Source organism: Vibrio marinisediminis (genome assembly GCF_014050145.1).
In the GTDB taxonomy this organism is placed as follows: Bacteria; Pseudomonadota; Gammaproteobacteria; order Enterobacterales; family Vibrionaceae; genus Vibrio; species Vibrio marinisediminis.
Map to the genome: position 1 here is coordinate 15794 of NZ_JACFYF010000019.1, position 25167 is coordinate 40960.

The 25167-nt window shown below is 40.5% G+C and carries 19 protein-coding genes; 3 read left to right on the forward strand and 16 right to left on the reverse strand.

Features of this window, described 5'->3' with window-relative positions; all coding sequences use genetic code 11:
• Positions 1 to 122 precede the first annotated feature (122 nt).
• Positions 123 to 3689, forward strand: a complete 3567-nt coding sequence (locus H2O73_RS18545; RefSeq protein WP_182110412.1) for an ATP-binding protein — start codon at positions 123 to 125, stop codon at positions 3687 to 3689.
• A gap of 119 nt (positions 3690 to 3808) precedes the next feature.
• On the opposite strand, the gene H2O73_RS18550 is transcribed toward H2O73_RS18545, so the two are convergent.
• From H2O73_RS18550 to H2O73_RS18615, 14 genes are all read right to left on the reverse strand, one after another.
• Positions 3809 to 4441 (reverse strand): LuxR C-terminal-related transcriptional regulator, encoded by a 633-nt coding sequence (locus H2O73_RS18550; RefSeq protein WP_182110413.1) that lies wholly within the window; start codon positions 4439 to 4441, stop codon positions 3809 to 3811.
• Positions 4442 to 4568: 127 nt separating this feature from the next.
• On the reverse strand, positions 4569 to 5936 hold the full coding sequence (locus H2O73_RS18555; RefSeq protein WP_182110414.1) for a phosphohexomutase domain-containing protein: 1368 nt from the start codon (positions 5934 to 5936) through the stop codon (positions 4569 to 4571).
• Positions 5937 to 5949: 13 nt separating this feature from the next.
• Positions 5950 to 7422, reverse strand: a complete 1473-nt coding sequence (locus tag H2O73_RS18560) for a mannose-1-phosphate guanylyltransferase/mannose-6-phosphate isomerase (protein ID WP_182110415.1) — start codon at positions 7420 to 7422, stop codon at positions 5950 to 5952.
• Positions 7423 to 7424: 2 nt separating this feature from the next.
• On the reverse strand, positions 7425 to 8531 hold the full coding sequence (locus tag H2O73_RS18565; protein WP_182110416.1) for an alginate lyase family protein: 1107 nt from the start codon (positions 8529 to 8531) through the stop codon (positions 7425 to 7427).
• Position 8532: 1 nt separating this feature from the next.
• Complete coding sequence (locus H2O73_RS18570) at positions 8533 to 9888, reverse strand: alginate O-acetyltransferase AlgX-related protein (RefSeq protein ID WP_182110417.1); 1356 nt, start codon at positions 9886 to 9888, stop codon at positions 8533 to 8535.
• Positions 9889 to 9890: 2 nt separating this feature from the next.
• A complete protein-coding gene (locus tag H2O73_RS18575; RefSeq protein ID WP_182110418.1) occupies positions 9891 to 10511 on the reverse strand; it encodes an alginate O-acetyltransferase AlgF in 621 nt (206 codons plus the stop codon).
• Positions 10512 to 10520: 9 nt separating this feature from the next.
• Positions 10521 to 11570: an alginate O-acetyltransferase AlgX-related protein gene (locus H2O73_RS18580; protein WP_182110419.1), complete on the reverse strand. Its 1050-nt coding sequence runs from the start codon at positions 11568 to 11570 to the stop codon at positions 10521 to 10523.
• Between the two features lie 8 nt (positions 11571 to 11578).
• Positions 11579 to 12997 (reverse strand): MBOAT family O-acyltransferase, encoded by a 1419-nt coding sequence (locus H2O73_RS18585; protein WP_182110420.1) that lies wholly within the window; start codon positions 12995 to 12997, stop codon positions 11579 to 11581.
• Positions 12998 to 13000: 3 nt separating this feature from the next.
• Positions 13001 to 14515 carry a right-handed parallel beta-helix repeat-containing protein gene (locus H2O73_RS18590; RefSeq protein ID WP_182110421.1) on the reverse strand — a complete coding sequence of 505 codons (1515 nt, stop codon included), beginning with the start codon at positions 14513 to 14515 and terminating at the stop codon, positions 13001 to 13003.
• A gap of 3 nt (positions 14516 to 14518) precedes the next feature.
• Positions 14519 to 15853, reverse strand: coding sequence for an alginate export family protein (locus H2O73_RS18595; RefSeq protein WP_182110422.1), 1335 nt, complete (start codon positions 15851 to 15853; stop codon positions 14519 to 14521).
• Entirely contained in the window at positions 15850 to 17181 is a 1332-nt protein-coding gene (locus tag H2O73_RS18600; RefSeq protein ID WP_182110423.1) for a tetratricopeptide repeat protein, read from the reverse strand. Before H2O73_RS18600 ends, H2O73_RS18595 begins: the two co-directional genes overlap by 4 nt.
• Positions 17182 to 17183: 2 nt before the next feature.
• Positions 17184 to 18332: a PilZ domain-containing protein gene (locus tag H2O73_RS18605; protein WP_182110424.1), complete on the reverse strand. Its 1149-nt coding sequence runs from the start codon at positions 18330 to 18332 to the stop codon at positions 17184 to 17186.
• Between the two features lie 45 nt (positions 18333 to 18377).
• Complete coding sequence (locus H2O73_RS18610) at positions 18378 to 19850, reverse strand: glycosyltransferase family 2 protein (protein ID WP_182110425.1); 1473 nt, start codon at positions 19848 to 19850, stop codon at positions 18378 to 18380.
• Positions 19851 to 19857: 7 nt separating this feature from the next.
• A complete protein-coding gene (locus tag H2O73_RS18615; RefSeq protein ID WP_182110426.1) occupies positions 19858 to 21168 on the reverse strand; it encodes a nucleotide sugar dehydrogenase in 1311 nt (436 codons plus the stop codon).
• A gap of 703 nt (positions 21169 to 21871) precedes the next feature.
• Here H2O73_RS18615 and H2O73_RS18620 point away from each other — a divergent pair.
• Positions 21872 to 22555, forward strand: a complete 684-nt coding sequence (locus H2O73_RS18620; RefSeq protein ID WP_182110427.1) for a hypothetical protein — start codon at positions 21872 to 21874, stop codon at positions 22553 to 22555.
• A 293-nt stretch (positions 22556 to 22848) separates the two neighbouring features.
• A complete protein-coding gene (locus tag H2O73_RS18625; protein WP_182110428.1) occupies positions 22849 to 23247 on the forward strand; it encodes an NUDIX hydrolase in 399 nt (132 codons plus the stop codon).
• Positions 23248 to 23543: 296 nt separating this feature from the next.
• On the opposite strand, the gene H2O73_RS18630 is transcribed toward H2O73_RS18625, so the two are convergent.
• Positions 23544 to 24767, reverse strand: a complete 1224-nt coding sequence (locus H2O73_RS18630) for an HlyD family secretion protein (RefSeq protein WP_182110429.1) — start codon at positions 24765 to 24767, stop codon at positions 23544 to 23546.
• Positions 24761 to 25090: an MFS transporter gene (locus tag H2O73_RS18635; protein WP_182110430.1), complete on the reverse strand. Its 330-nt coding sequence runs from the start codon at positions 25088 to 25090 to the stop codon at positions 24761 to 24763. The genes H2O73_RS18630 and H2O73_RS18635 overlap by 7 nt, the downstream gene beginning before the upstream one ends.
• Positions 25091 to 25167 lie beyond the last annotated feature (77 nt).

The window sequence follows — 25167 nt, forward strand, 5'->3', positions numbered from 1 at the left end:
ATTGAGGTGTTACTTCATTGCAGCTTTTTGTCATGTTAATAGAAATAATTGAAGCTTATTTTCCTGAAAATATAATTATTTACAGGGATAATGACGCGCTTATTTTAACATGGATGTTCATCATGAAAGCCGTATTCTACTTTGTGATCTCATTATATTTTATTTCGACCCAATCTTTAGCAACTACATCACTGCAAAAAAGTACTGAAATACAGCCTATTCGTCATACTGGTGAGCTTACTGTCGGTAGGCAGTATGATGTACATAACTATCTGTGGAGACCGGCAAAAGAGAGCGAGAACAATACAACATACCAAGATATTGTTGAGCAGTTTGCCGAATCAATAGGCGCTAAGGTTAATTATCGTTATTACTCTCATAGGGATGATTTACTTGCGGCACTATATTATGGCGAAGTTGACATGGCGATTGGCTACGCCGAAACCAAAGAAGCATCCCAGTATTTTAATTTTAGCCGACCAATATTTAACATTCGCTCTGTTACATGGTTCCATGATTCGGCATTGAGGAATAAGCCGAAACAAAGTTTGAAGTGGGGCTGTGTCAGAGGCTCTGTGTATTGCGAACTATTACACAACGATGGTTTTACTGATGTCGCTATGTACAACACCCATCATGTTTTGATGCGCTCTCTTGCAAGTGGCGAGATTGATGTGACATATACCGATGTACTTTCTGCCGAGCAGTATCTCTCAGTTCGTACCGCAGGCGAATGGATGGGCGATCTTGATAACTTTTCAAACTTGCCGACATTCTCTGCTTCAATATTGACGGTGAAAAGCAACCAAGTCTTGCATGATCAAATAGAAAGTTACCTATCGGGCTCTGAAGATTCCATTCAAAGAAATCAACGAACTCTAATAGATCCTCTCGGCGAGGAGATGATGCTGAAAGCGCTTAACCTAGAGTATGGTCACAGTGTTATTCGTTATAGTTTTGAAGGTAAGATGCGCCCATTCTCCTATCAAGAAACGGGTAGTAATTATCAAGTTGGGTATATACATGATTTGATGTCAATGCTCTCAAGAAAAAGTGGTATCCAATTTGAATATGTCCCATCAGTTGGACGAAACCCAGTTGAGATGCTTAAAACAGGTGAGATAGATATTCTGCCTGGATACGTTGCTGACAATACCGGGGAGTTTATTTTTACTCATTCATTTGGTGCTGTTGATTGGACTTATGTTGAATCAAATACAAAAACAGGGAGCGGGAAAACTGCAATTTTGGATCGTTCTGGTCGCTTAATTATGCCGCAAGCAAGAGCGAAATTTGAAGATATGCCAATATTTTTCAAAGATCTGGATAGCTTGCTTCTACAAATGAAAGAGGGGAATATTGATTATGCTTATATCCCTTCCTATGTTGTTGACTATTATGCGTACGGTAATAATAACAATATTTACAGTATTATATTGAATTCGAACGCCCCTAAGTTAGGTATAGATTTAGGATTCACGCTGAATGCCGGCAGTACACTGCTGCAATCAATCATGAACGACATCTTAAAACTGGTCAGTTCAAATGAAATAGAGATGCTCCATTTAAAGCACCATAAAGTTATCGCGCAATATGGTTATGATAAGTCGAAAATTACGATTGTCGCTTTGTCTATTTTATCTCTGTTTTTATTGGTGGTGGTGGCGTTTCAAGTTAAATCAAATCGCCTTTCAAAGTCATTGATGAAAGCGGATGAAGTTGCATTACAAAATTCAAAACGTCTTCAATGGCTCAGTGATTTACTCGATCGATTGCCGAGTATGATCGCAATTTATGATGCTGATGGTGAGATAGCGTTGTCTAACAAGGCCTTTAATCAGCATGGTAAGGCGTGTTCGAGCTTCAAAAAGGGGCGTTGTTTATTGAAGAATCATGCTCAGAGCCGAGCTGGGTCAGAGAGCGTTGTGTGCCAGTGCCGTTTTTCCAAACGTTATTTACGTGTGATTGAGAATGAAATTAGCGGCATGAACGATGATGGTCGTTACAAAATGATGGTGTTTGACGACTATACCATTCTTGAAAAACAAAAAGACGAACTGAAAGCATCAAATGCCAAAGCGCTAGAGGCAATAAAAGCTCAAGACCTTTTCTTGGCAACTATTAGCCACGAGTTGAGAACGCCAATAGCCGCAATGATTGGCTTAATGGAGTTGATGAGTTCCAAAGTTGAAAGTGAAGAAAATGTCGAACTGTTATCAAACGCTCAGCTTTCTGCGAGCCGTTTAAGATTGCTGGTGAATGATATTCTCGATATCTCGAAAATCAGAGCGAATCAATTTCACCTTGATATACGTAATGGCAATGTTTATTCAGAATTATCTTCGTTGCTGAGAACTTATGAGTCGAATGCTTCTATGAAGCATTTGGAATTTGCTCTTAATTGGAAGCCGACGCCGTATGTAAAAGCGAAATTTGACTGGCTTCGGGTTGCACAAATATTAAACAACTTATTGAGCAACGCACTGAAATTTACACAGACGGGACGCATAGTAGTCAACGTTGAGTTGCAACAACATCAATTGATTGTTGAAGTTAACGATACCGGTTGTGGCATGAATGAGGAGCAGTTATCTCATATGTTCACACCGTTTGCGCAAGGTGATGTTTCAATTACACGTCAATATGGCGGCACTGGCTTGGGTATGACGATTGTGAAGAGTATTGTCGATATGATGTCCGGTGACTTGAGTGTCTCAAGCCAGTACGGTGTGGGTACGACAATGCGCGTTACTCTTCAAACAGAGAATACGTCGATGTTTTCAGCTCAAGATCTGTCGGCATCTTCGAGTAACAAAATGATTCTTAAATGGCTGGAAACGTGGGGAGTTGATACAACACACGAAGAAGATACTATCCGTCCAGTTGCTGGCTGGAACAATATCTACCCTGATTTTATTTTTAATGCTTTGCATAAAGCGAGTCAGCAATTCAATGTTCAAGAGATATTGAATCGAGAGTTTATTGGGCATGTATTGGTTGTCGATGATGACCCTATCAACAGATTGTTATTTGGTAAGCAGTTTTCCAAGCTCGGAATTGTACCTGCGATGGCAAATGATGGTGCAGAGGCTTATGAGTACATTTGTGATCATTTTGAAAAGATCGATTTGGTGATCACAGATTGTCATATGCCAAAATTGGATGGATATGAGCTAACACGACGTGTTAAAGAGAGTCCAGCTTTTAGCCAATTACCTATGGTAGGTTGCACCGCAGAAGATTCAAAAATTGTGGTAGAAAAGGCAGCAAGTGCAGGTATGGATTTTGTGTTGTATAAGCCATATTCCTTTGAAGAGCTTGCAAACGTAGTCGCGAAATACCTTGAACTTAAACAGGTTGATACAGCCCAAGTAGTGCCGCATAGCCAGTCGGATTTTTCGTGGTTGGAAGAGCATTTACCATGTGATCAGTATGAGATGATGAGTATCGTAGTTGAGTCGTTTAAGCAGGAAAAAGCACTTATCGAAAGCGAGCAGGACTTGAAACATGTCGTACATCGCTTAAAAGGTTCTACGGCTTTACTAGAGCTTACAACCCTGACGACATTGACTAAGCAGTGGGAAATATACTCAGAAAACAATGAGCAAGCCAGCACCTCTGAGATTCTAGCCGAGTTGACGCGTTTGATTAGCCTATTTGAAAAATGGCTAAATGATCACAAGATCTAGGCAATAACGAGCCTAGAGATGTGCTTATAAACGTTATTTAAAACGCAGTGACTTGTTAGTTTCTGCGTTAATTCGATTATCGAAATACCTTTGTTGTATTGATGAAAAGAAACTCAAAACTAATCGAGCAAATACTTGTTGGCCCATTGAGTGGCTTGGGCTCTATTTTTAACATTTATCTTTTTATAAATATTGTATACATGCGTTTTGGCAGTCATTGGACTAATACTAAGAGAAATTGAAATATCGGTATTTGAATGACCGTCAAGTATCATTTTTAGAATTTGCTTTTGTCGTGCTGTTAGCTCACCAATAATCAATCTTTTCTTCTCATGGTAGCCCCTAAAATGATGAATTAGTTGTGTACTCAATTCCCGAGATATCCATATTTCGCCCTGGATCATTCGTTTAATACCTGTAACTAAAAACTCTAGGGAATCAGATGCCTTGAACGTACCTACTACAGATGGCCAAGACAAAAAATCGCTATATTCAGTGTCTGGTTTTACATTGAGCAATATAACCATGCAAAGTGTTGGGTTTTCTTCAAGCTTTAGCTTTAGCTGATTAAGCTCACTTTCATCGGTTGTGAGATCGATAAGAACAAGCGTAGGTTTGTTCTCGCTTTCGATAAAATTGATATGAGTAATTGGTTCCAGGTTCAGTTCGCTGCAAATGACACGAGTAAACGCGGCATTCTGTAGTGATTCATTTCCAATATAAAGAATCTTTTGTTTCTGGTTGTTTTTCATTGTGAGAATAGTGACGCAATCTATTAGTTGAGTAATGGGCTATATGCAGGTGGTATTTCCCTGATATGATAGGCAATACCACCTAGGTGTTTATTTAGCTAGTTTTATGAAGACTATAAGGCTGTATTTAGGGCCCAGTTATCATTTCAATCAGTATTTTGGTCTTCTCTTTCATTAATTGTATATCTCCTCTGCTTTCTACATTTAGCCGAACAAGCGGCTCTGTATTAGAGGTTCTTACATTGAAGCGCCACGTATTTAAATCGATACTGATGCCATCTGTTCGGTCAATATTAAATCCATCTTTTCCAAAGTGGGCTGCAATCAATTCAATTTTTTCAGCAGAGTCTTCTATTGTGAGGTTAATCTCACCAGATGAAGGAAACGTTTTAACTCGGTTCTCAATAAGATCCGATAGGGTAGCTTTGCTGTGACAAAGAAGATTTAGAGTGAGTATCCAAGGTATCATGCCACTGTCACAATAATAGAAGTCGCGAAAATAGTGGTGGGCACTCATTTCACCACCGTATATTGCGTCTTCCAACCTCATTCTTTCTTTGATGAATGCATGCCCAGTTTTGGATTGTACTGGTCGACCGCCGTTTGCGGTGACGACATCGATGGTATTCCATGTTAGACGAGGGTCATGGATTATTTTACTACCTGGATTAGAGTTGAGGAATGCTTCAGCCAGTAGCCCTACAATATAGTAGCCTTCGATGAACTGACCTTTTTCGTCAAATAGGAAGCAGCGATCGAAATCACCGTCCCAAGCGATACCAAAGTCTGCATTGTTCTCCAAAACAGCTTCGCTCGTTGCAGCCCGATTTTCTGGCAATAGTGGGTTAGGAATGCCGTTGGGAAACTCACCATCTGGTTGATAGTTAACTTTTATAAATTCGATAGGAGCATTGATTCGCGTTAATGCGCCTTCAATAACATCAAGAAGTGGACCAGCTGCTCCGTTTCCTGGATTCAGGATTATTTTTTTAGGAGTAAGTGCTTTTCTATCAACAAACTGGAGTAAAAATTCAGTGAAATCCGCCTTAATACTTTGTTGCGTAATGCTTCCTCTTTTTTCAACGGTTGCAAACTGGTTGTTTTCTGCCAGTCGCTTAATGTCATTCAGACCCGTATCACCACTAATTGGCTTACTGTCTTTTGCGACAAGTTTCATCCCGTTGTAGTCGATTGGGTTGTGTGATGCTGTTACTTCGATACCACCACAAGCATTAAAAAACGGTGTGGCAAAGTAAACTTCTTCCGTCCCCGACATGCCAATATCAATGACATCCGCACCGCCATCATTGAGCCCTTTTGATAGTGCATTTTTCAGAGCACCGCTAGACAGGCGGATATCACCCCCAACAACAACCATTTTTGCGTTTAGATGTTGTGCATAAGCCCGACCGATACGATAGGCAACATCTTCATTCAGTGATTCGCCCAGCTTCCCTCTAATATCGTATGCTTTAAAGCATGTAAGTTCTTTCATACCAATATCCCTATTATTTAACAGAATGCAAAAATTGCATTGGCTGCATTAATCCTGCGTCGTGTTTCTCTGTAGTACTTCGTCCATAGAGATCTTCCACACGTTCGATATCGTTATCACCAAGGTATGAACCTGTTTGGATTTCAATCAGTTCCAACGGGATCTGACCATTATTGGTCAAGCGGTGATAGGTTGCAGGCGGAATATAAGTTGACTGGTTTTCGGTGATCACGAAAGAATTGCTATCGACGGTGACAACAGCACTACCTTTAACAACAATCCAGTGTTCAGCTCGGTGATAGTGGCGATGGAGCGATAGGCTGTCACCAGGGTTGATAGTGAGTTTGACCACTTTGTAGCGGTTGCCATTATCAATACTGTCATTAAACCCCCATGGGCGATAACTCTTAGTATGATGGCTACCTTCATTCCGCGCGTTACTCTTTAGCTTTTCTACCACGTGTTTCACATCTTGAACGTAGTCTTTATGTGAAACCATTACGGCATCTTTAGTTTCAATAACAATAGTATCTTTCAACCCGTTTACGTTAACTAATCGGTGGTTAGATTTAACCAAGCAATCTTGATTGTGTTCGCCGATAACATCACCTTGATAAACGTTCCCAGCATCATCTCTAATGTCATCTCTTTCTTCCCAAAGGGCTGACCAACTACCGACGTCATTCCATCCGGCGCCTAGTGGTACGATAACTGCGTCTTGCGTTTTTTCCATTACAGCATAATCAATTGAGATATCAGGGCAGCGGCTAAAGACAGTGTCGTCGATTCGATAAAAGTCTAGGTCTTTGTACTTTGAATTGATCGCCGTTCGGCAATAATCAATGACTTCAGGTGAATGAGTTTTAAGCTCGTGTAATACAACACTTGCTTTGAAGAGAAACATCCCGCTATTCCAGTAGTAATCGCCTGACTTTAGGTACTGCATTGCAACTTGTACATTGGGTTTTTCAACAAAGCTATCTACAGTGAATGAACTATGGCACGATGCCTCGCCTGCCTTGACATAGCCATAACCAGTTTCAGGACCTGTCGGTTCTATGCCGAATAGAACAAGTTGCCCTTCGGATGCGGCTTTTGATGCTTGCTCAAGGGCATGATGAAATCGGTCTTTGTCACGAATAACATGATCGGCTGGAAGTACGAGCATTAACTCTTCGCCTAGCCCCATACTTTCTAGTTCAAGTGCCGCGAGCGCAACTGCTGGTGCTGTATTTCGACCCATAGGTTCGAGAAGGACAGACCGAGGTTCGCACGCAATATCAGCAAGTTGGTCTTTCACTATAAAACGATGGTCTTCACTACAAATGAAAATTGGAGACTCATTAGCCCCATTAGGTAAGCGCAAAACGGTATCTTGCAATAAGGTGTATTCACTCACTAAGCTTAGAAACTGTTTCGGAAAATCTTTACGAGAAAGAGGCCACATTCGCGAGCCGCTGCCACCTGATAAAATTACTGGAACCATGATTAATCCCTTAATGGTTTATTTGTTAGAGTCAAAAATAAAAATTCCAAGTCTCCACCTAGTCGAGTTGAGCGGAAACTGGACGTTATTGACATTACTTTTCTAATTTGTGCTTCTTGAGAAGGAGAGTAGGTAAGGTAAGGGGCTAGCCATGCCGTGCGACCTTTTATGGTTATTTCTGAATCAACCTGTTCTAGTCCGGTTTTTTGTTTAAATAGGTCATCGCCTAAAGCATGACTAAATAGATTCTCCGTCAATAGTTCGATTTTTGAACGATGCTGTTCATACAGCTCTGGATTGTTTTCGAAAACGAAAAGACCGACCATAGCGAGAGGTTGCATCGCATAGTTATGATACATAGCTGCACGAGTTTCTCTTTTTAATTCATTAGGTAGGAAGCCATCATTGTCGATTTGACCAGATGCATAGACAAATACATCTTCGGCCCATTGATATAGATCTGTGTCGTGGAGCACTGCCGCTGAGGCTATAACCGCCCATGCCGCCCAATAGTCATGATTATTTATTTGGCTGGGTTTCCGGTTGGAATAGTCATGTTTGACTTGGTAGGCGAGTGTTGAGATCCAGTTCTTTATCAGTTTATCTGTGGCATCAGGTATTGAGTCAGAATAATTCAAAGAGACTTTTAAATACGAACTAGCAATAGATGCTAAAGCCCATTTTTTTACAGCCTTACCCATATGATTTATTTCAGTGTTGTTCGTCAACGAACTTTGATCTGCCCAAGTTGATACTGATGAAAGATAACAGGTCAATTCTTCTGAGGTCCCTCCTTGGACGATCCTGTCACTGAGCTTCACTATATGAAATGTAAATTCATTTATAAGCGCCGTACTTTCTTCATATTTTTCGTCAAGTTCTTTAACGACGGTACTTTTACTTTCATCGTCTGGGCTGTACTTGCTATTAAATATGAGCGTGCCTTGATAAGGCGGTATGTATTGGCATTCTGATTCAGACACATCAAGCTCATTGTGTAAAACGTATTCTGTTGGTGTAGATAGTGTTTTTTCAGCTTTGCTTGTTTTACATCCAAAGAAAGCAATGCAGGTAAATAATGCCAAGAAATGGTAGCGATAATTAAGCACATTAGCCCCTAAATGAATTACGGCAAATTTTGCCTTGTAAAGTTAATGGGGATGTTTCACTCGAGTAAGAGGCAGAAAGCAAATCAATGGCGAGTACCTTACCGCGGTAATCCCAATCTTTGTTTGCTAGCTCAAAGACGAAGCGCCCATCAGCGGTAGCTGGGTCAATTAAATCGATTGAAAAATCATAGTTAAAACCTGATTCAAACCAAACTCGGAACTCCATTGAAGTCGCTAGAGGATCGTTGGTCTGAATATCCATGATGAGTTCCGACGCTTTAAAGTCGAATAATGCATCATCGAAAATAATTTCTTTCTTACCGCGGTGCGTAGTTTTGCTTGAGAACGTTGTTATTGATTCGCTTTCTTCACAACCATTGTTAGCTAACGGTATGATTTGTCGAAGGTCTTTGTAACTCGCAGGATTACTATAGGAAGGTAACTCCCAGACAACGATCTTTGGTGTAGTTGCATTGTCCCCTCTAGCTTGAAAGTAGTTAAGCCAAGAACCGTATTCACCTCCGCCAGCAATGGCATAATTTAGGACGTCGCGTTGAAGTGCGTGCTTTAGGAAATTATCAAAATGATAGTTGTCATTTGCAGAATAACTGGTGCCGATTAAGGCTATATCTGGTATTAGTGACTCACTAAGTAGATCGATTTCGACATCTGGTGTAGTTTCGTATCGTACAGCATGCTCAGTAGGCAACTTATACCCGCACAGTTCGTACATGGCTTGGTCAAAAAATGATGATGATTTGACATTCATGCCTATTGCATAAGTAGATACTGTTTGCGCAGGTATCCCTTCTAAAAGATCGCCTTTACTGAGTTTGTTAGCGATGTTTTCAGCCGTCACTTTGGCACCTTCGGGGCGCCAATGGATATCACGTTTGAAATAAAAAGCGGGCTCGACTGAACTCATGCCTTGTGAAAGGTCTGAGGTCATAAAACCAATTGAATTGAGTTTTGTTAATTGATTGCGATAGGCGTTGATTAGTTCTTGTTTATTGTTGAAATTACCATGTTTAAATTTATCTTTTTCAATCGTACGAGGAGGAACGAGAGCGATATAAATATCGTCAATACCTTCTTTCTTTAACATTTTACGAAAGCGCTTTAAGTCTTTTAGATCTGACTGAATAAACTCGTGGCTCAATTCTCTTGAACCACCGTTCATCCAACCATCACTATCTAAGACGAGCGGAAACGCCGCGCTGGCGAGATCATCGGAGTAATTCTCTTTGACTGCTGCCGCCTCACATAAAGATGTAATCATGGTTATTGGGTATTGAGGAGTTGCGCTAATGCTCAAACTTAATGAGCACGATACAAGGAGTACAATATAACGTATCATAATTACCACTCACTCTCCGCTATAATTAACTCTTTTCCCATCAATCCGTCATAAATAATTACTTCACTATTAATCCCTCGCTTTAGAATTAATTGTGGAGTTGGTAGTAAAATGTTTTTATCAGTGTTTACGTTAAAAGCAATTTTCATTGGGTTGACAGACCTTGATTTAAAACTATTAGTCTCAACTTTCTCTAAGACAGTTTTATTTGATTTTCCTGCACCTAGAGTTAATGGTGTTTCTGATAGGTTGAATAGGGAAATTTTTGCGGAGCGATTATCTGCATTTCGGTCTTGGACTATATATTTCAAATCATTACCTACAACAAAAAAAGACAATTTGGTTTTGTTAGGTATAGTTACATTGATTGAGTTGCCACCTACGCTAAAATTATATGTTCCACTGTCAATAGGTACGTAGTTAGTAATTTCACGAGGGTTTGAAGTGAATACTTTGATACCATCGGCATGCATTGTGCGAGTGTGGTTTTCAATGTTGATTAAACGGACAAAACTAGAGTCTTTAGAGGGTTTCTTATCATACAGTGCCTCGTCATTAGCATTTGTCGCAAATGCTAACAACATGGAGGATAGGCATATTAAGGCGTTTTTTACGAAGTTCATGATATATCCTTATTTTGTCGCGTAAAAATCTTTTGATTCGAAATAACGAATGGGGATTTCCCAGAGAACGATTTTAATATTGGTGCTAGAGAAATTGTTTTCTGAAATGAATGCTTTCATAGGTTCGAAAGGACCCTCACCTTCAGTCGAGAGGTTGAGAATGTCTTGCTTAGAAAATTCTCGTAGGAATCCGGGGAAATTCCAGTTTGAATTCGCACTGTAACTGGTTCCTACAAGTGCTATTGGTGGCTCAGAAATTGGTGAAAACAGCAAATCTTCTTCACTAGTTGAAGCGCTGCTGGTGGTGAAAGTCGTGAGTCGATCAGGCTCTGGTCCAAACTGATCGAAGTAAGGTGCAACTGGAATAAAATTGAATAAGTCACCTCTAAATACAGTGGATGTTTCTTTAACGGTATTGAAATCTTGTTTGCCAAATAGAGGAATGGATTGAGCAATCTCTCTTGCAGCGATTTTCGCGCCTAACGGAGTCCAGTGAGTGTCCGTCTTGAGGAACACTTGCTGGTCACTTTTAGATCTTGCCAATTTTGAATATAGGTCGATGACAAAAACGTCTTCTTTATTCAGTGCAGAGGTTACTTTTTCTCTCAATAGCTGACCGCGAGACAATTGTTTCGGGGCGTATTCAGAGTAAACTTCAGCTTTTTCTGGAATTAGTACAACTTTTAGCGCGATATTGAATTCGGAAAGAATGGAAGCTACGTTTTTCACATAAGAAATATTTGGCTTGACCCTCGATTCTTGCTTAGGGACATAGTACTCCTCACTACTGAATAGCCAGCCATCTTTACCCACAACAACACCTTTGTATCCTTCTTTAAGAAGCGCGTAGTCGATAGCAGCCCAAAGCCCTTTTGACCACTTAGATATGATGAGTGATTTTTCAAATTGAGCTTCCAATTCACGCGCTTGAGAGCCATCGAATAGGTGATGTTCCTCACTGATGTTAGTTAATTGAAACTTTTTCAGGTTCCACGTGGTTATGGAGATGATTATTCCAGTGACGATTAATGTCGTCGCAATGTTCAGATAACGGCTCATCAATCCCCCTAAAATTGGAAATAAAGAAAAGGTGAGTAGTTGGATGCAACTAGTTTGCTAACTGCCATGACGAAGATTGGCAAAAGTAAAACTGGCTGCGCGTAGCGCGTAACGTGTTGAGGAATTAGCGAAATGTTTTGCCTCTTCATATTTTCTAGAGCCACGATGAGTAATGCGGCAATTAAGAAAATAAATGAACGAGTATTTATTTCACCAAATGTAGATCCTATTGGTACTGCATCGTGTATTCCTAGCATGCTTTGATAAAACGAAACGGCTATAGATAGGTCATCTGCACGAAATGCAATCCACCCTATAATTACAATAAACATTGTGACGACATAGCGAAGTAATCTAAAAGATGACGGTTGAGTTGCGGAGAACATTTTTTCAATCGCTAGTGCTGTACCGTGTAGGGCTCCCCAAAAAACAAACGTCCAATTTGCACCATGCCAAAGACCACCTAATAGCATGGTTAGAAATAAGTTCCGGTAAGTGGTTATTTTTCCACCACGGTTTCCACCAAGAGGTATATAGAGGTAATCTCGCAACCAGGTTGATAGGCTTATATGCCACCTACGCCAAAATTCAGTAATGCTTAAACTGACATAAGGATGGTCGAAGTTTTGAATAAATCGGAACCCCATCATTAACCCAAGGCCGCAAGCCATGTCACTGTAACCAGAGAAATCGAAGTAGAGTTGAATGCTATAAGCAAAAGCGCCAATCCATGCATCAAAAGAAGATATTGCAGCAGTATTAAATGCAGCATTGGCGATCGGTGCGACAGAATCAGCAATCAATACTTTTTTGGCAAAACCAATCATAAACAGGCACGAACCTTCGCTAAAAATGCGAATATTGTGCTCACGGTGTTCGAACTGATCGGCAAGATCCTTGTACCTAAGAACTGGTCCAGCGATAAGTTGAGGGAAAAGTGCTATGAATGCAGCAAAGTCCACCAACCTTTTCGTTGGCGGGGTATCTCCACGGTATACATCTACAACATAGCTAATTGCTTGGAATGTGTAGAATGAAATACCAATTGGTAGAATGATATCTGCTAGTGGTAGAGGAGATGCGCCTAGTTTATTTAGCAAAAGATTTAGGTTATTAATACCGAAGTCAGCATATTTGAAGTAACCGAGCGTCGATAAGTTCCCTATTATCGCAACAACAAGTAGTGGCTTTGCTTTATTGGTTGTTGATGATTTTTGATTTCTCGATCGTGCTATATAAATACCAAAGAGGTAGTTCCATAACGTGACGCCGATAAAAAGTAGTAGAAAATCCACTCGCCACCAAGCATAAAAAGCATAGCTTCCAAGCAATATAACCCAAGATCTATGCTTGAATGGCGTAATATAGTAGATACCTAGAAATACAGGTAAGAAACAGAACAAAAAGAATACCGATGAGAAAACCATGTTCTATTCTTCCTCTATTGTCTTTGACAGTTTGAGGTAATGGTTCTTTCGGTGGCTATTCAAAATCTCACGATTATATGGCGACAAATCTCCTTTAAATGGTTTGCCGGGTACATCGCCATTTTCACCAAGCATGACTTCGGCGATCTTGGCATATTCAAAGTCCCTTACATTTATTGCGCCACCAGAGTTTGCGAGTAGTTTTCCCCCGCGAACGTCAATTGAAACCTTAGTCGTGAATGGGTCAAGCTCAAGGTCCCTGTGTGTATGTTCACGTAGCTCATTGATATGACCATATATGCCCGCTCCAAGATTGCCAAATACGGTGTTATCGTACAGTCGGACATGTTGACTATTACGAACATTTATTCCGTGCTGCTTGTTATCGTAAAAGATGTTGTCCCAGACGAGATTTAAATCACTTTCTTGAATTGTTAATCCATCACCACCATTGTGGTAGGCGGTATTTCTCGCGATCACATTATTAAGAGATGTACGGTCGAGCATAATACCTGAGCGGTTATTATTATAACTAACATTGTCAAAAATAAAGCTGTTATTGACTTCCCTAGAGATAATAATTCCGTGTTTTATTAACGTACCCCAAGTGCGGTTTTTAGCGATAATGAGTCGGTCAGAGTAATCGTGTGGATCAATGCCATAAACTACATTTTTGATATATTCATTTTCTAGAATTACAATGTCTTGTGCTTTATAACAATAAAAGCCATAGTACATATCGATGAATTTATTTTTCATCAACACACCAGTTGCTTTATTTCCACGAATCCAAGGCATGAGTTTGAGTTCTTCTTTACTAAGGTAAGAAGATGTAATGGTTATGCCATATGCTTTGATGTTGTTATAGCCTAAGCTCTCGAACGTAGAGTTGTAAAAGTACGTTCTAGAACCGTTCCAACCTGTATAAAAAGGACGAAAATCCTTTTTATTACCAGTCCAGGTTGAAGGGGTTTGTGTTTTTTCACGCCACGACTTTACAGTGCCTGACAAAACGAAGAACTCTCCGCCACCGACGAGAAATGTTCGTCGTTCTTCAGAGAGGCGTAGCTCTTTTCCTTCACTTATCAATAGTGCAGCATCGCCTTTAATAAGAATTGGGAATTTGGCGGTATAGGTATCTACACCATTCTCGTTTGATTGAACTAATGCATTGGGAAATGCATTAGAGATATCTTGGAGAGTTGCAAGTCCATCGCTTACTACCAATACCTTTGGTAACCCTCCTTGCGCTTTTGATAAAGCATGTATGTTTGTAATTAGTCTATATCGTCTAATGAGATGTTGTTCAGGTAGTCGCTCTAAAGCTATCTCGGCCTTATCGCTCCACTTATCCAAGTGTTCGTAAAAAAACTCTTTGTTATATTGGGAAACATCCGGTAATTCTGGGTACGCATAAGGCTCAGACGGCTTTATTTTTACATTATATGTAGCGAGAGAAGGTTGCGTTAAGCCTAAGTAAAGGCACAACGAAAAGATGAAAGCGCTTGATTTTGACATGGCTTATAGTTCCACCGTTATTTCTAAACTTATCCGAGTTTCATCGTCGTAGCTCTCTAGTGCATCACCAGTTATAAATTGGGATGTACTGAGTTTGACTCTTCCTTTGTTGCCACTACCCAAAAATTGCTTGCTGCGGTAGATGGCTTGGAAATCCAGCCCTGTGCCGATGTCTTTCTGTGTTCCAGTCGTTTCAAGTGCACGATTGCGTCTATATGCCGGAGTATCGCTATCAGCACGAAGATATGATGATATTGCGCCGTTTATGCTCCACTCATTGGAAACCTGATACGAGGAGAACAAAGACACAGTCGCAAGATTGGATAAGCTGGCATCGAGTGCATAGTTAAACTGGTAAGCTTGATCACGAGTACCTAGATATTTACTTTTATTTGATTGATAACCAGACTGGAAATAGGTGCTTTTACCATCGTTAGACCCAGAAGCATAAGCGACGGTTGATCCGATGAAGAAAGGGACGTCTAGCGGTTGTATGCGAATGCCGCCTAATACTGAAAACGCATTGTTTTTGCTTCTTTGCCATGAGTCATCTCGATTGTTGAACGTGTCGCCTGTACCAGTTAAAGCTGTCGCTTCAATTAGGTAACCAAGGTTGCTTGTAACGTCGTCGATACTCAGCCAGTTATGACTTCCACCTAAACCTAGCCAAACATAATTACCATTTAGCGGACCTATAAAGCTATCAGACATCTCATCTGTTGCAATATCTCGATGTTGATTAACGAACAGGGTGTTTAAGTGTAAGGAATGATATGGCATCCAGTCATGTTGTAGCCTTCCCCATGCAGCGAACTTGCCTTTATCTTCGATATTTAACGTTGTCGATGTATTGTAACTAGTGAGCTGCTGTCCTAGGCCTAACTGCCAACTAGTGGTTGTAGTTTCGACATGCCAAGACAGTGATTCAATTTCATCATCGATCCAGTAAGGCGACATTTTTATTCTTTTCAGTCCAAAAGTGATCGCGTCTTTTTTATAGCCAGTGTGTCGGTCCTTTTCCCACCATGCTTCACGTAAGCGGAATATGGCGTTGTCTTCATCGTCTGTAGATTGATTGATGAGGTCATTATCAAGAGCATTTAGCGCTTCTGAACTGTCAGTGAGGATGGCACTTGCTTTTACAAAAACAGAATTAAGACTATTAACTGCCGTTAAATAGCTGGCGGTATATTCAGCTTTGTAAACGTCTAGATCACTTTGAGTTGTTGAGCTGCTCGTGGAGCGACTTTCAACACCAAATTTAGTATTTTGTTTGAACTCTGCGTGAGCAGGTATTGCCATAATGCTTAGAAAAATGGCGATTCTTATATTTTTCATGGTTTGGCACCCAGTCTAAAATCTTGCGTATTCAGGTGACGAACAGTTTTTTCTGACTCAATACGATTTGAAAGGTCTGATGGTATTTTTGGTAAGAGTTCATCTAAAATTTGCTTACTCTTCAATGAGTTTGATAATTCAAAATGGACTGATGCAAAAATAAAGGCAGTCGTCGGTTCAGGCATTATGCCGTTACCGTTTTTGAATATTTGCGCAAGTGTTAAGTAAGCTTTGTTGTCCCCAGATCTAGCTGCATTAAGTAACCATTTGATACCTTCTTCTAGATGCTCTTCACCCACAGCCCCTGATAAATATGTTTCACCAAGTAAACGCTGCGCTTCAGGAAATTCAATGGCTTCTTTCCACTGCCCAATCGCTTTTTCATAGTTTTGACTAGTGGCTAAACCTTTTAAGTACATTTGACCAAGAATGAGATGTGCCTTGGTATAACCTGAATTTGACAACGTATTGGCTTGTTTGGTAATTATCACCAAGTCACTTTCTTCAGTCCCCTGCATTTGAATTTTTCTTTTGGCGACGCCATACCATATATCAGGTAGGTCAGTGCCAATTATTTCTGCGAGAGATACATATAGTGGTATGTTAGGTGCTCCATAACGTTTGTTCTTCGCGATATTGGCTATGTTGCTTATCGATTCGGCGCTCAGTTTGTTAGTGTCGTAATCGGTGAGTAGCTTATTACGAACATCTTTCATTAAGTCCAAATCATTACTTTTTAATGCATGTATGAGTTCCAGTTTTAAACATCTACTACGAGTTAAATTATCATTACTGTTTATTGGACAGGCATTAATGAGATCCGGATATAACGGGGTGACATCAGAAAGATCTATTGCGTATCTAATGGCATCGATTTCATTGTGTTGTAGAAGATTGTTTACCAATGGAACTAGCTCATGAGAGTCGTATTGTTCGTAAAATTTACGATACAAAGAGACCAAGAGAGGGAAGGCATCTCCTTGAGCATTTTGACGTAGCCACAATGAAGAATAGAGCGCGTCTGCTTGTTCTATGTCAGCGTTATTGATTCGCCATTTAAAATATTCTAATTCAGCAAGTGGATAGATTTTGATGCTTTCACTGTACCAGTGTGTCGCGTTTTTCTTATCCATTTCATTAGCATATATGCGCGCCAAGCTTAGCTTGGCGTCGTGGTAGCCTTCGTTTGCTAACTGTATTAGAGCACTTTTCCCTTCATCTAATTTGCCTTGTTCGTATTGCTGAACGCTTCTGGTTGCATCTTTTACGGCACAACCAGAAAGAACGAGCGTCAACGAAAAAATACTAGTTCGGACGTTCAAACCCACAATTACTCTCCAGCTCTGCTATTGCTAATTAGACCAGCTAAGCTAATTTTGTGTGTACTAACATGAACTGGTTGTTTCAGACGCTTATCTTCAAGGGGGGTATTTGGTGTGATTTCTGCTGTGACATAGCCTGAACCAGTGTCATTTACGAACATTTCGATGTTAGTAACTTTGCCTTGTTGAATCTTCTTGCTACCAGCTAGCGTATAATCAAGCTCTTGTCCGAGATCAACCGCTTTTAAACTTTCGTATGGAAAACTGGCGCTAATTAATGGCTGTGAATCCTTTGGAGATAAGCTGAACATTGGTTTGGATTTACTAACAAACTGACCTTCGGTAAATAGGCGCTCGAAGACACGGCAATCACAAGGACTTTTAATGTCGAGGTACATTTTTTGTTGGAGAATTTCAGAAAGACGTTCAGTTGAAAGATCTTTACGAAGTAGCATAGGTTCCATTAAATCATAAAGAGGGGATTCAATTGTGGCGATAATTTGTCCCGCTTTTACTTGTTGACCTTCTTCTACTTTGCTAAAAACACGCCCTTCTCGAGGCATGTAGATATTGTCATAAGGTAAAGTTATGGTTGCCGAAGTAGAGTTTTCTACCCAATAAACATTATAAATATTCGTAATCAAATAGCTAAACGCAATCAATCCAACGCAGAAAAATAACGCGGTACCGAAAATACCCTTAAATTTACCAAAGCCGGTTAATGGAGCTTGAACTGAGTTTTTACGTGGTTTTGCAAAGTTCTCTCGATTTATCGTGGAGAGAAGATCGCCAGCTTGAATGACCTCGCCAGATAGATACTTGGTGATAATAAGACGAATAGTCGAAATTTCTTGTCGACCAAGGTCTTGAAATTCACAACCGATACGACCGTTGCCCGGGTCATTCACAACGGTAAAACGTACTGGTACGTTGAAGCTAAAGTCGAGAAAGTTGAAGCTTAGACGACCAGAATATATCTGATTCGGTAGGAAATCAGCTTCTTGATCATTGATACCGAAGCCACTTGATGAAAGGTTGTCTAATTCAAATGTTTTGTTGTCGCTATTGTCTAGAACAATAGAAGCCGGAATTTTTACGCGCGCGTGTCTGCGCTGAACTTCTGTTTCGTGAACTAGTGCTGGTTGATCAACTGCCATGTTTAATTCCTAGAGAGATTGTCCGTTAGATATTTATTGTTAGGCTTACACAAGGGTAACGATGACTGCGGCAAATATGCTAACAGCCGAGAACGTTGCTATTCGGGTAGACCATTTGGTAAAACGTGCTTGAAAAGAGGCGTCAACTTGAGTGAGCGTCGTTTTCTGTCGGGTCCATGATTGGCGATTCAATCGGAACACAACGTAGATCTTGATCAGTGCGCCAAAGATCTGGTTGAAATAGAGCATTATTGGGTAAGTTGGACCAATTTTATGTCCGGAAGTCAGTAACAAAAGCGTAATGAACGTACGTGTAATTGAAATCCATAGGATATAGACTACCAAATAGCCGATATGGTATTTAAACGCGGCATAAGTTGCAGCGGATAGCCCCAAAATGCTTGTCCACATTGAGATTCGCTGATCCCAAATGACGTAATAGGTAAAGAAACCTAGGCGTTTGGCACCCAAAGAGGTAGCTCGAGCGTTTTGTCTTAGATTGTTGCCATACCATCGGAACATAAGCTGCTTGGCTGATTTCAAGAAACTCTTGTTTGGTGGATGCTCGACAGTCTCAATGATGGCATCTGGAACATAAAATGTATCCCATCCTTGCTTCATCATGCTGAACCAGCTTGATTTATCATCACCAGTTAAGAACTTAAATGTACCTAAGCGCCAGTGTTTGAGGTGATCATTCTCCACATCATCAATGAAATGATGTGAGGTTACGACGCTAGCTCTAAACATAGACATTCTTCCAGTCATCGTAAGTACACGCTTAGAAAGCGCCATTGAACACATAGAGATATGGCGTTGTGCAAAACGTAGCTTGTGCCATTGGCTCATCCAGTATGAGCCCTCGACTTCACAGACTTCGTTTGTCGTTAAGGCACCTACATTAGGATAAAGAGAGAAATAGCCAATAGATTTAGCAACACAGCCAGGTTGCAATATGGTGTCGCCATCAACAACGGCGACAAGTGCTGTTTCGTCGGGTATATCGCGTGAAATAGCTCTGAAACCATGTGCTAAGCCATCGCGTTTCCCTGTTCCTGGTATGCGTACCATGCGCAATGCGACGCGATCTTCTGGGGGAGAGAGTTCATCCCAAAGTGCAGTCATTATTTGCTCATCACATTGCTCAACAATGGAGGCAACGATCGTCGTTGGGTACTTTGATACGATCGCTTCTTCGATAATAGAACGATAGACTTGGGCTGTTGTTAATGCATCTATACGAAAACTCGTCACCATCAAATAGATATGGGATGGCGGCTGCTCGGATAATGCTTTCACAGCTCGTTTTCTCTGGAAAGGGAAAACAAGAAATAGGAAGATCCACCCACGAATGAAGTGAATGAAGCCGATACTATAACGCCAGATACCAATGGCACCGATGATAAAGATAAAGTCTTGGTGATCTGAATTAAAAACAGACTGTGGCATGAGGCTGGCTAGCCCCAAGATGAAACAAAATAGAAATAGCCAGCCTGTGAGATCTTTGATTGTCTTCATCTGAATACTACCAACAGATTCCTTGTTGCTCTGTATCGGATGTGTCTGCAATAAGACCATGTAGATCAATAACTTTAGTACTATGCGGAAGATCACCAAGAATAGATTTGTAGCTCTCGTCGCCGTTACAAATTAAAACAAGCTCAGCATTTAATATCGCTGGTACAGGTGTATCTTCGAGTAGTGAAGAAATGTGGGGAATATGGTTATTAATGTATTCTTTGTTAGAGCCATGAACAGAAGCATACTTGACGTTTCTATCTAGAATTGACAAGTCGTAGCCCTTACCAAGAAGCTTTTCTGCAAGAATTACAAAGGGGCTTTCACGTAAGTCATCGGTGCCTGCTTTGAAACTAAGCCCCAGCATCGCAACTTTGCGAACTTTTGACTCTTCGACCATGTTGAATGCGCGAGTAATATGTTCTTCATTACTTTGCATAATGGATGAAATAACAGGAGTCTCAAGGTCCATTTGCTTAGCGCGATAGCTTAAAGCTCGTACGTCTTTTGGAAGGCAAGAGCCGCCAAAAGCAAACCCCGGTTTCATGTAGTAACTAGATAGGTTGAGTTTTTTATCTTCACAAACAACCTTCATAACGCGTCTACCATCAACATTAACTGCCTTAGCGATACTACCAATTTCGTTAGCAAAACTGACTTTAAGAGCATGCCATACGTTGCAGCTATATTTGATCATTTCCGCTACGGCGATATCTTCGCAGATAAATGGCGCATCTAGATCACTATATAATTGTTCAAGAATTTGAGCTGTGGTGTCGTCTAAAGCACCCACGACCGTCATTGGTGGATTGTCATAATCGTAAATTGCAGTACTTTCACGGAGAAATTCAGGATTGACGCCGACTCCGAAGTCGTCACCAGCGGTTTTACCAGAGTATTTTTCTAGAGTAGGAATAACAACGTCAGCTACTGTCCCAGGTAGAACCGTGCTGCGGATAATGACTGTATGGCGGGTGTCTTTATTTTTGATTACTGAGCCAATTTCTTTACAAACTTCTTTAATAAAATCAGTATTTAGGTTGCCGTTTTTTAAACTCGGAGTAGGGACACAGACCATTGACACGTCACTGTCAAGCACAGCTTCACGATAGTCAGATGTCGCTGTTATAAAATTATTCCGCACTCCTTCTGCCAATAATTCATTTAATCCTGCTTCAACTATTGGAGATTTTCCGCTCGCAATCATGGCTACTTTTTCTTGAGAAACATCAACGCCAATAATGTTATTCCCACGTTTTGCCATACAAGCAGAACACACTGCACCGACATAGCCCATTCCGAATATACTTATTTTCATTAAATACTCTTCCCTAGAAAAACGAATTATTTCGCTCTGTGAATTGGTCATTGGTAAATTATTTCGGGTCAGAGTTTAACTAAGTCAAACAATTGGCGTAATACGAAAAATGCAACCTATTTCATTTATGGTATCTAATGTGGTGAGTAAGATTAAAGGACATTCAACTAGATAATTAAAAATTGCGATATAAAATATCGTCTAATGCTGATTGCAAGGCGTGTGAATGCGAATTGTTTGTATTATTGTGTCTGGAAGTGATTGTTTTTAAAGTTAAAGTCGTAGTTAAGTATTAGTCACTTGTTGCTTTTACTTAGATTGATGAGACTAAAGTCAAGTTATTTGGTGCAATTTACTCAGCATTTCATTGAGAGTTATTATTTATATAAATCACGATTGGAAAATAGTGGTGTATTAAATTTGATACAACGTGGAAAAACTAATAGTTTTAGTAATAGCATTATAGGATTGATGTTGTTTATTTTGTCTATTAGTAGTAGAGCGAACAAATGGATCCTACTACTATAACTCTCAATAGGGTCTATTTGGTTTCAAGAGCAATGAATCTGGACGGTGTAGATCATGAGAGTGTGAAATAGCTCTTTTATGCAAATAAGACGAGTTTGGACTAGCATTAAATTAATGATCAACTGTTATGTTTGATTTGTATATGAGATTCGTTTTTAACGGTTAGGTAATAAGAATGAAGTCTAGTGCTCAAAATAAACAGCACACAGCAGGGCGTACTCGTATCTCTGAAAACGCTAAACGTACGTTTAAACGTTGTGGGCAATATATCGTCTTCATTTTTTTTGTAAGCATATTCGTGAACGTGTGTATTCGTTTAGACGTGATTGTCCTAGGCTCCTCTCTGAGTGAGACATCAGTCACTGAAATTGCGCAAATCGCGTTGTTGGTTATTACCAGTGCATGCTTCTACAGATTGAGCCAACGTGAAGTTAAACTTAGGCATGCTGCAATACTAATGGCGGGATTTTTCGCTGTACTGACCATACGTGAAATGGACCATTGGTTTGATATTGTCTCACATGGCTTTTGGTTCTACCCCGCATTAGCCGTTACGGTGGCAGTACTTTGTTATGCATATCGAGGTGGTGTGCATACCGTGAATGAGCTTGCGACGGTGTTACGACTTTCTCATACCAAACAGTTGATCACTTGGGTTATCTTGTTGCTTGTTTTTTCAAGAGTGTATGGCATGGGAGGTCTCTGGCAGCAAGTGATGGGTGAACACTACATTAGAGAAGTAAAGAATATCTCAGAAGAGGGAATCGAACTGCTTTGCTATAGCTTTATCGCAATGAGTGCCGTTCAGATTTACTCTAAATTTACGATGGCTAATCGTGAAATGGCAGGTGATAGATAGTTCAGCTTAATGTACACCTTGGTGTTCTTCTCTTAGATTTTATTTTCCTATCCAAATTAATTTATTTAGCCATTATTATATTATTTTAATCAGCTAAATAAATATTCTCGACGCCAAAAACAGACTATTTCGTTAATTTGCTATCTATGTACGGGTATTATTTATGTCTATTGCCTAACATACACTGGTCAATCTATCTAACGTGTTGTGTCTGCAATTTATAGCCTCAAAGGACAAAGATAAGTGCTACAGGTTTGCTTTGATACGACTGATATCGAACCAAGGAGAATTAAGTGAAACATTTGGCAATGGCTGTGGTGGTTAAACAGGGTAAAGTGTTAGTTCAAAAACGCTACCGCGCTGATAAGGGCATGATTTTGGAGTTTCCTGGTGGGAAAGTTCAATTAGGTGAAACGGGGACTGATGCCGCCATTCGAGAGTTGAAAGAGGAAACCGGGTTAAGTGGTCTTGCTCACACCGCGACTTATACCAAAGTAAATGAAATGGGCGGACGCATTTATTTTGTTATTTTCCGTGCCAAAACGGAAGTGGAACCGAGTTTAGCGGATGCTTCGCGCTTGCAGGAGTTTAGTTGGCTAAGCCCAGATTCTATTCCACATGATGATTTTTATGCAGCAGATAGAGAGTTCATCAAGCAGTATTTACCGCAATATACCCTAACTCCAGCTTAATCCCCCTACTTAGATTAAAGAAAAAAGCCAATCACAATAATGTGATTGGCTATATAAAGTGTGAACAAAAAAGGGTTCACTAACAACGTCAGTTGGCTAGGTGACCCTCGGCTTAATAAGGGTCAGTTTATAATTAGCATTTTATGTGCCACTTTTTTCATGCGCATAAGTGTGCACAGCCTCTAGGTATAGTGTCTCAAATATGTGTTGCCAATGCATTTTGCAATTGCATTTTGCAACGGTATTGAAAATGCTACTGATAATAACCATAGTAATATCTGTCTGTCCGTTGTCCCTTATATCGAATAGAAGAAGTATAGCTGTGACTTCATGCGAATGATGATGCCGCGAATCACATCTAGGAAGGCGAGAAAACCAATAGGCTTTTCCGCACTGACCCACGCTAAACCAACGGAACCGACAGGTATGTCATAACCATCAGGTTCGTCGACTTTTAATCGAACAAAGTGATGTTTATTGTTGAGGTTTTTTCCAGTGGTACTTCGCACCGATTGATCAAGACCGAGTAAATTACTCTGTGACTCTCCTGTTGCCTCTACAATCCCTTCAACCTGAGCAGAAAAAATCTTACCTGGATAGATTGAGGATGAAAATTCAGCTGCTTGCCCTGGTTTGACGTTGCGTATAGCTTGGTGATTAACACGCATCAAGACATATTTCTCATCGGTATACATCTGCAGACGTGGAGCAAGGGAAACTCGTTGCCCTTCACGCAATATGAAGTTGGTGACAAAACCGTCTGCAGGGGCATAAATCTTAGTGCTGTCGAGATCCCATTGGGCTTTCGCTACATTTTGTTCTGTTGTATGCATATCACTTCGACGGCTTTCTACCGTGAGTTCTGCTTTGCCAATGGCTAACTTGGCTTTTTCTAATTCAACCTTCTTAGTCGCGATCTGAGACTCGATAGTCGCGATCGAGTGCTTCGCTTTGACTACTGTCGTCTGCTGTTTTTCAATATCGCTGTCAGTGATGGTATTTTTAACCACTTGGTTTTGCTTCTCATAGCGAGAGAGGGTGTTAAGCTGTAATTTGTAGTCAGCTTGGGCTGTACCGAGTTGTGATTTACTGGTCTGTAAGTCTTGTTTTAAAGATTGATAACTTGCTTTTGCCACTTCAACATCTTGATAAGAGACTTCAAGCGCGACTTGAGCGGAATGCTGAGCAACTTGCGCTTGGCGTAGCATGATCTGATATTGTGTGTCATCAATTTCATAGATCAACTGGCCTTTAGTTAGCGTCTGATTCGGCTCAATATGTATTTTCGTGACCTTGCCTTTAACGTTAGGTGAGTCAGGTCTTAGCTGTATATGAGGTGATTGAACGACCGAGCCACCAGAGAGATCCATAGGTGTGAAGTTGATAAGACCAACCCAAACAAATAGCAGCCAGCTCGTTCCGCCAAGATACGCGAAAGATTGAGTGTATTTGTTCCATGGCATACCAACAAAACGGAGTAGGTAGATAAATAGAGCCCAAATAGCTAAACCTTCTAACATTGTGACTCCTCTGGTTTGTTGTTATTTGTTGGAGTATCTCGCCACGTATCGCGGAAGTTGATGATAGCCTTTTCCATATCGACAAAGGCTAGAATAACGGCAATAACCCATACCCAATGCCAGATGAATCCAATCCATGTTAACGCGGTGATTAAGCCTATTTGGTGGTGATCTTTGCTGTGTGCTTTGTTAATCGGCAGTTCGTGGAAGCGCCAAAAACCATAGGCGCAGGCAGCAATAGTACTAACCAATACAACGGTGGCAAAAATATGCAGCGCAGTGTCTGCTCCGGTACCGACAAATGGCACGCTAACTAGACTCATGTAAGACTCCTCTCTATGTTCATGGTGAGGATTGTGATCTAGATTTGATTAATTTGTCTTTATGTGACAGATTTAGT

What these genes read in the sequence shown, in the direction of transcription:
- H2O73_RS18545 (WP_182110412.1), top strand. Translation starts at nt 123, where the DNA reads ATGAAAGCCGTATTCTACTTTGTGATCTCATTATATTTTATTTCGACC.
- H2O73_RS18550 (WP_182110413.1), bottom strand. Translation starts at nt 4,441, where the DNA reads ATGAAAAACAACCAGAAACAAAAGATTCTTTATATTGGAAATGAATCA.
- H2O73_RS18555 (WP_182110414.1), bottom strand. Translation starts at nt 5,936, where the DNA reads ATGAAAGAACTTACATGCTTTAAAGCATACGATATTAGAGGGAAGCTG.
- H2O73_RS18560 (WP_182110415.1), bottom strand. Translation starts at nt 7,422, where the DNA reads ATGGTTCCAGTAATTTTATCAGGTGGCAGCGGCTCGCGAATGTGGCCT.
- H2O73_RS18570 (WP_182110417.1), bottom strand. Translation starts at nt 9,888, where the DNA reads ATGATACGTTATATTGTACTCCTTGTATCGTGCTCATTAAGTTTGAGC.
- H2O73_RS18575 (WP_182110418.1), bottom strand. Translation starts at nt 10,511, where the DNA reads ATGAACTTCGTAAAAAACGCCTTAATATGCCTATCCTCCATGTTGTTA.
- H2O73_RS18580 (WP_182110419.1), bottom strand. Translation starts at nt 11,570, where the DNA reads ATGAGCCGTTATCTGAACATTGCGACGACATTAATCGTCACTGGAATA.
- H2O73_RS18585 (WP_182110420.1), bottom strand. Translation starts at nt 12,997, where the DNA reads ATGGTTTTCTCATCGGTATTCTTTTTGTTCTGTTTCTTACCTGTATTT.
- H2O73_RS18590 (WP_182110421.1), bottom strand. Translation starts at nt 14,515, where the DNA reads ATGTCAAAATCAAGCGCTTTCATCTTTTCGTTGTGCCTTTACTTAGGC.
- H2O73_RS18595 (WP_182110422.1), bottom strand. Translation starts at nt 15,853, where the DNA reads ATGAAAAATATAAGAATCGCCATTTTTCTAAGCATTATGGCAATACCT.
- H2O73_RS18605 (WP_182110424.1), bottom strand. Translation starts at nt 18,332, where the DNA reads ATGGCAGTTGATCAACCAGCACTAGTTCACGAAACAGAAGTTCAGCGC.
- H2O73_RS18610 (WP_182110425.1), bottom strand. Translation starts at nt 19,850, where the DNA reads ATGAAGACAATCAAAGATCTCACAGGCTGGCTATTTCTATTTTGTTTC.
- H2O73_RS18615 (WP_182110426.1), bottom strand. Translation starts at nt 21,168, where the DNA reads ATGAAAATAAGTATATTCGGAATGGGCTATGTCGGTGCAGTGTGTTCT.
- H2O73_RS18620 (WP_182110427.1), top strand. Translation starts at nt 21,872, where the DNA reads ATGAAGTCTAGTGCTCAAAATAAACAGCACACAGCAGGGCGTACTCGT.
- H2O73_RS18630 (WP_182110429.1), bottom strand. Translation starts at nt 24,767, where the DNA reads ATGTTAGAAGGTTTAGCTATTTGGGCTCTATTTATCTACCTACTCCGT.
- H2O73_RS18635 (WP_182110430.1), bottom strand. Translation starts at nt 25,090, where the DNA reads ATGAGTCTAGTTAGCGTGCCATTTGTCGGTACCGGAGCAGACACTGCG.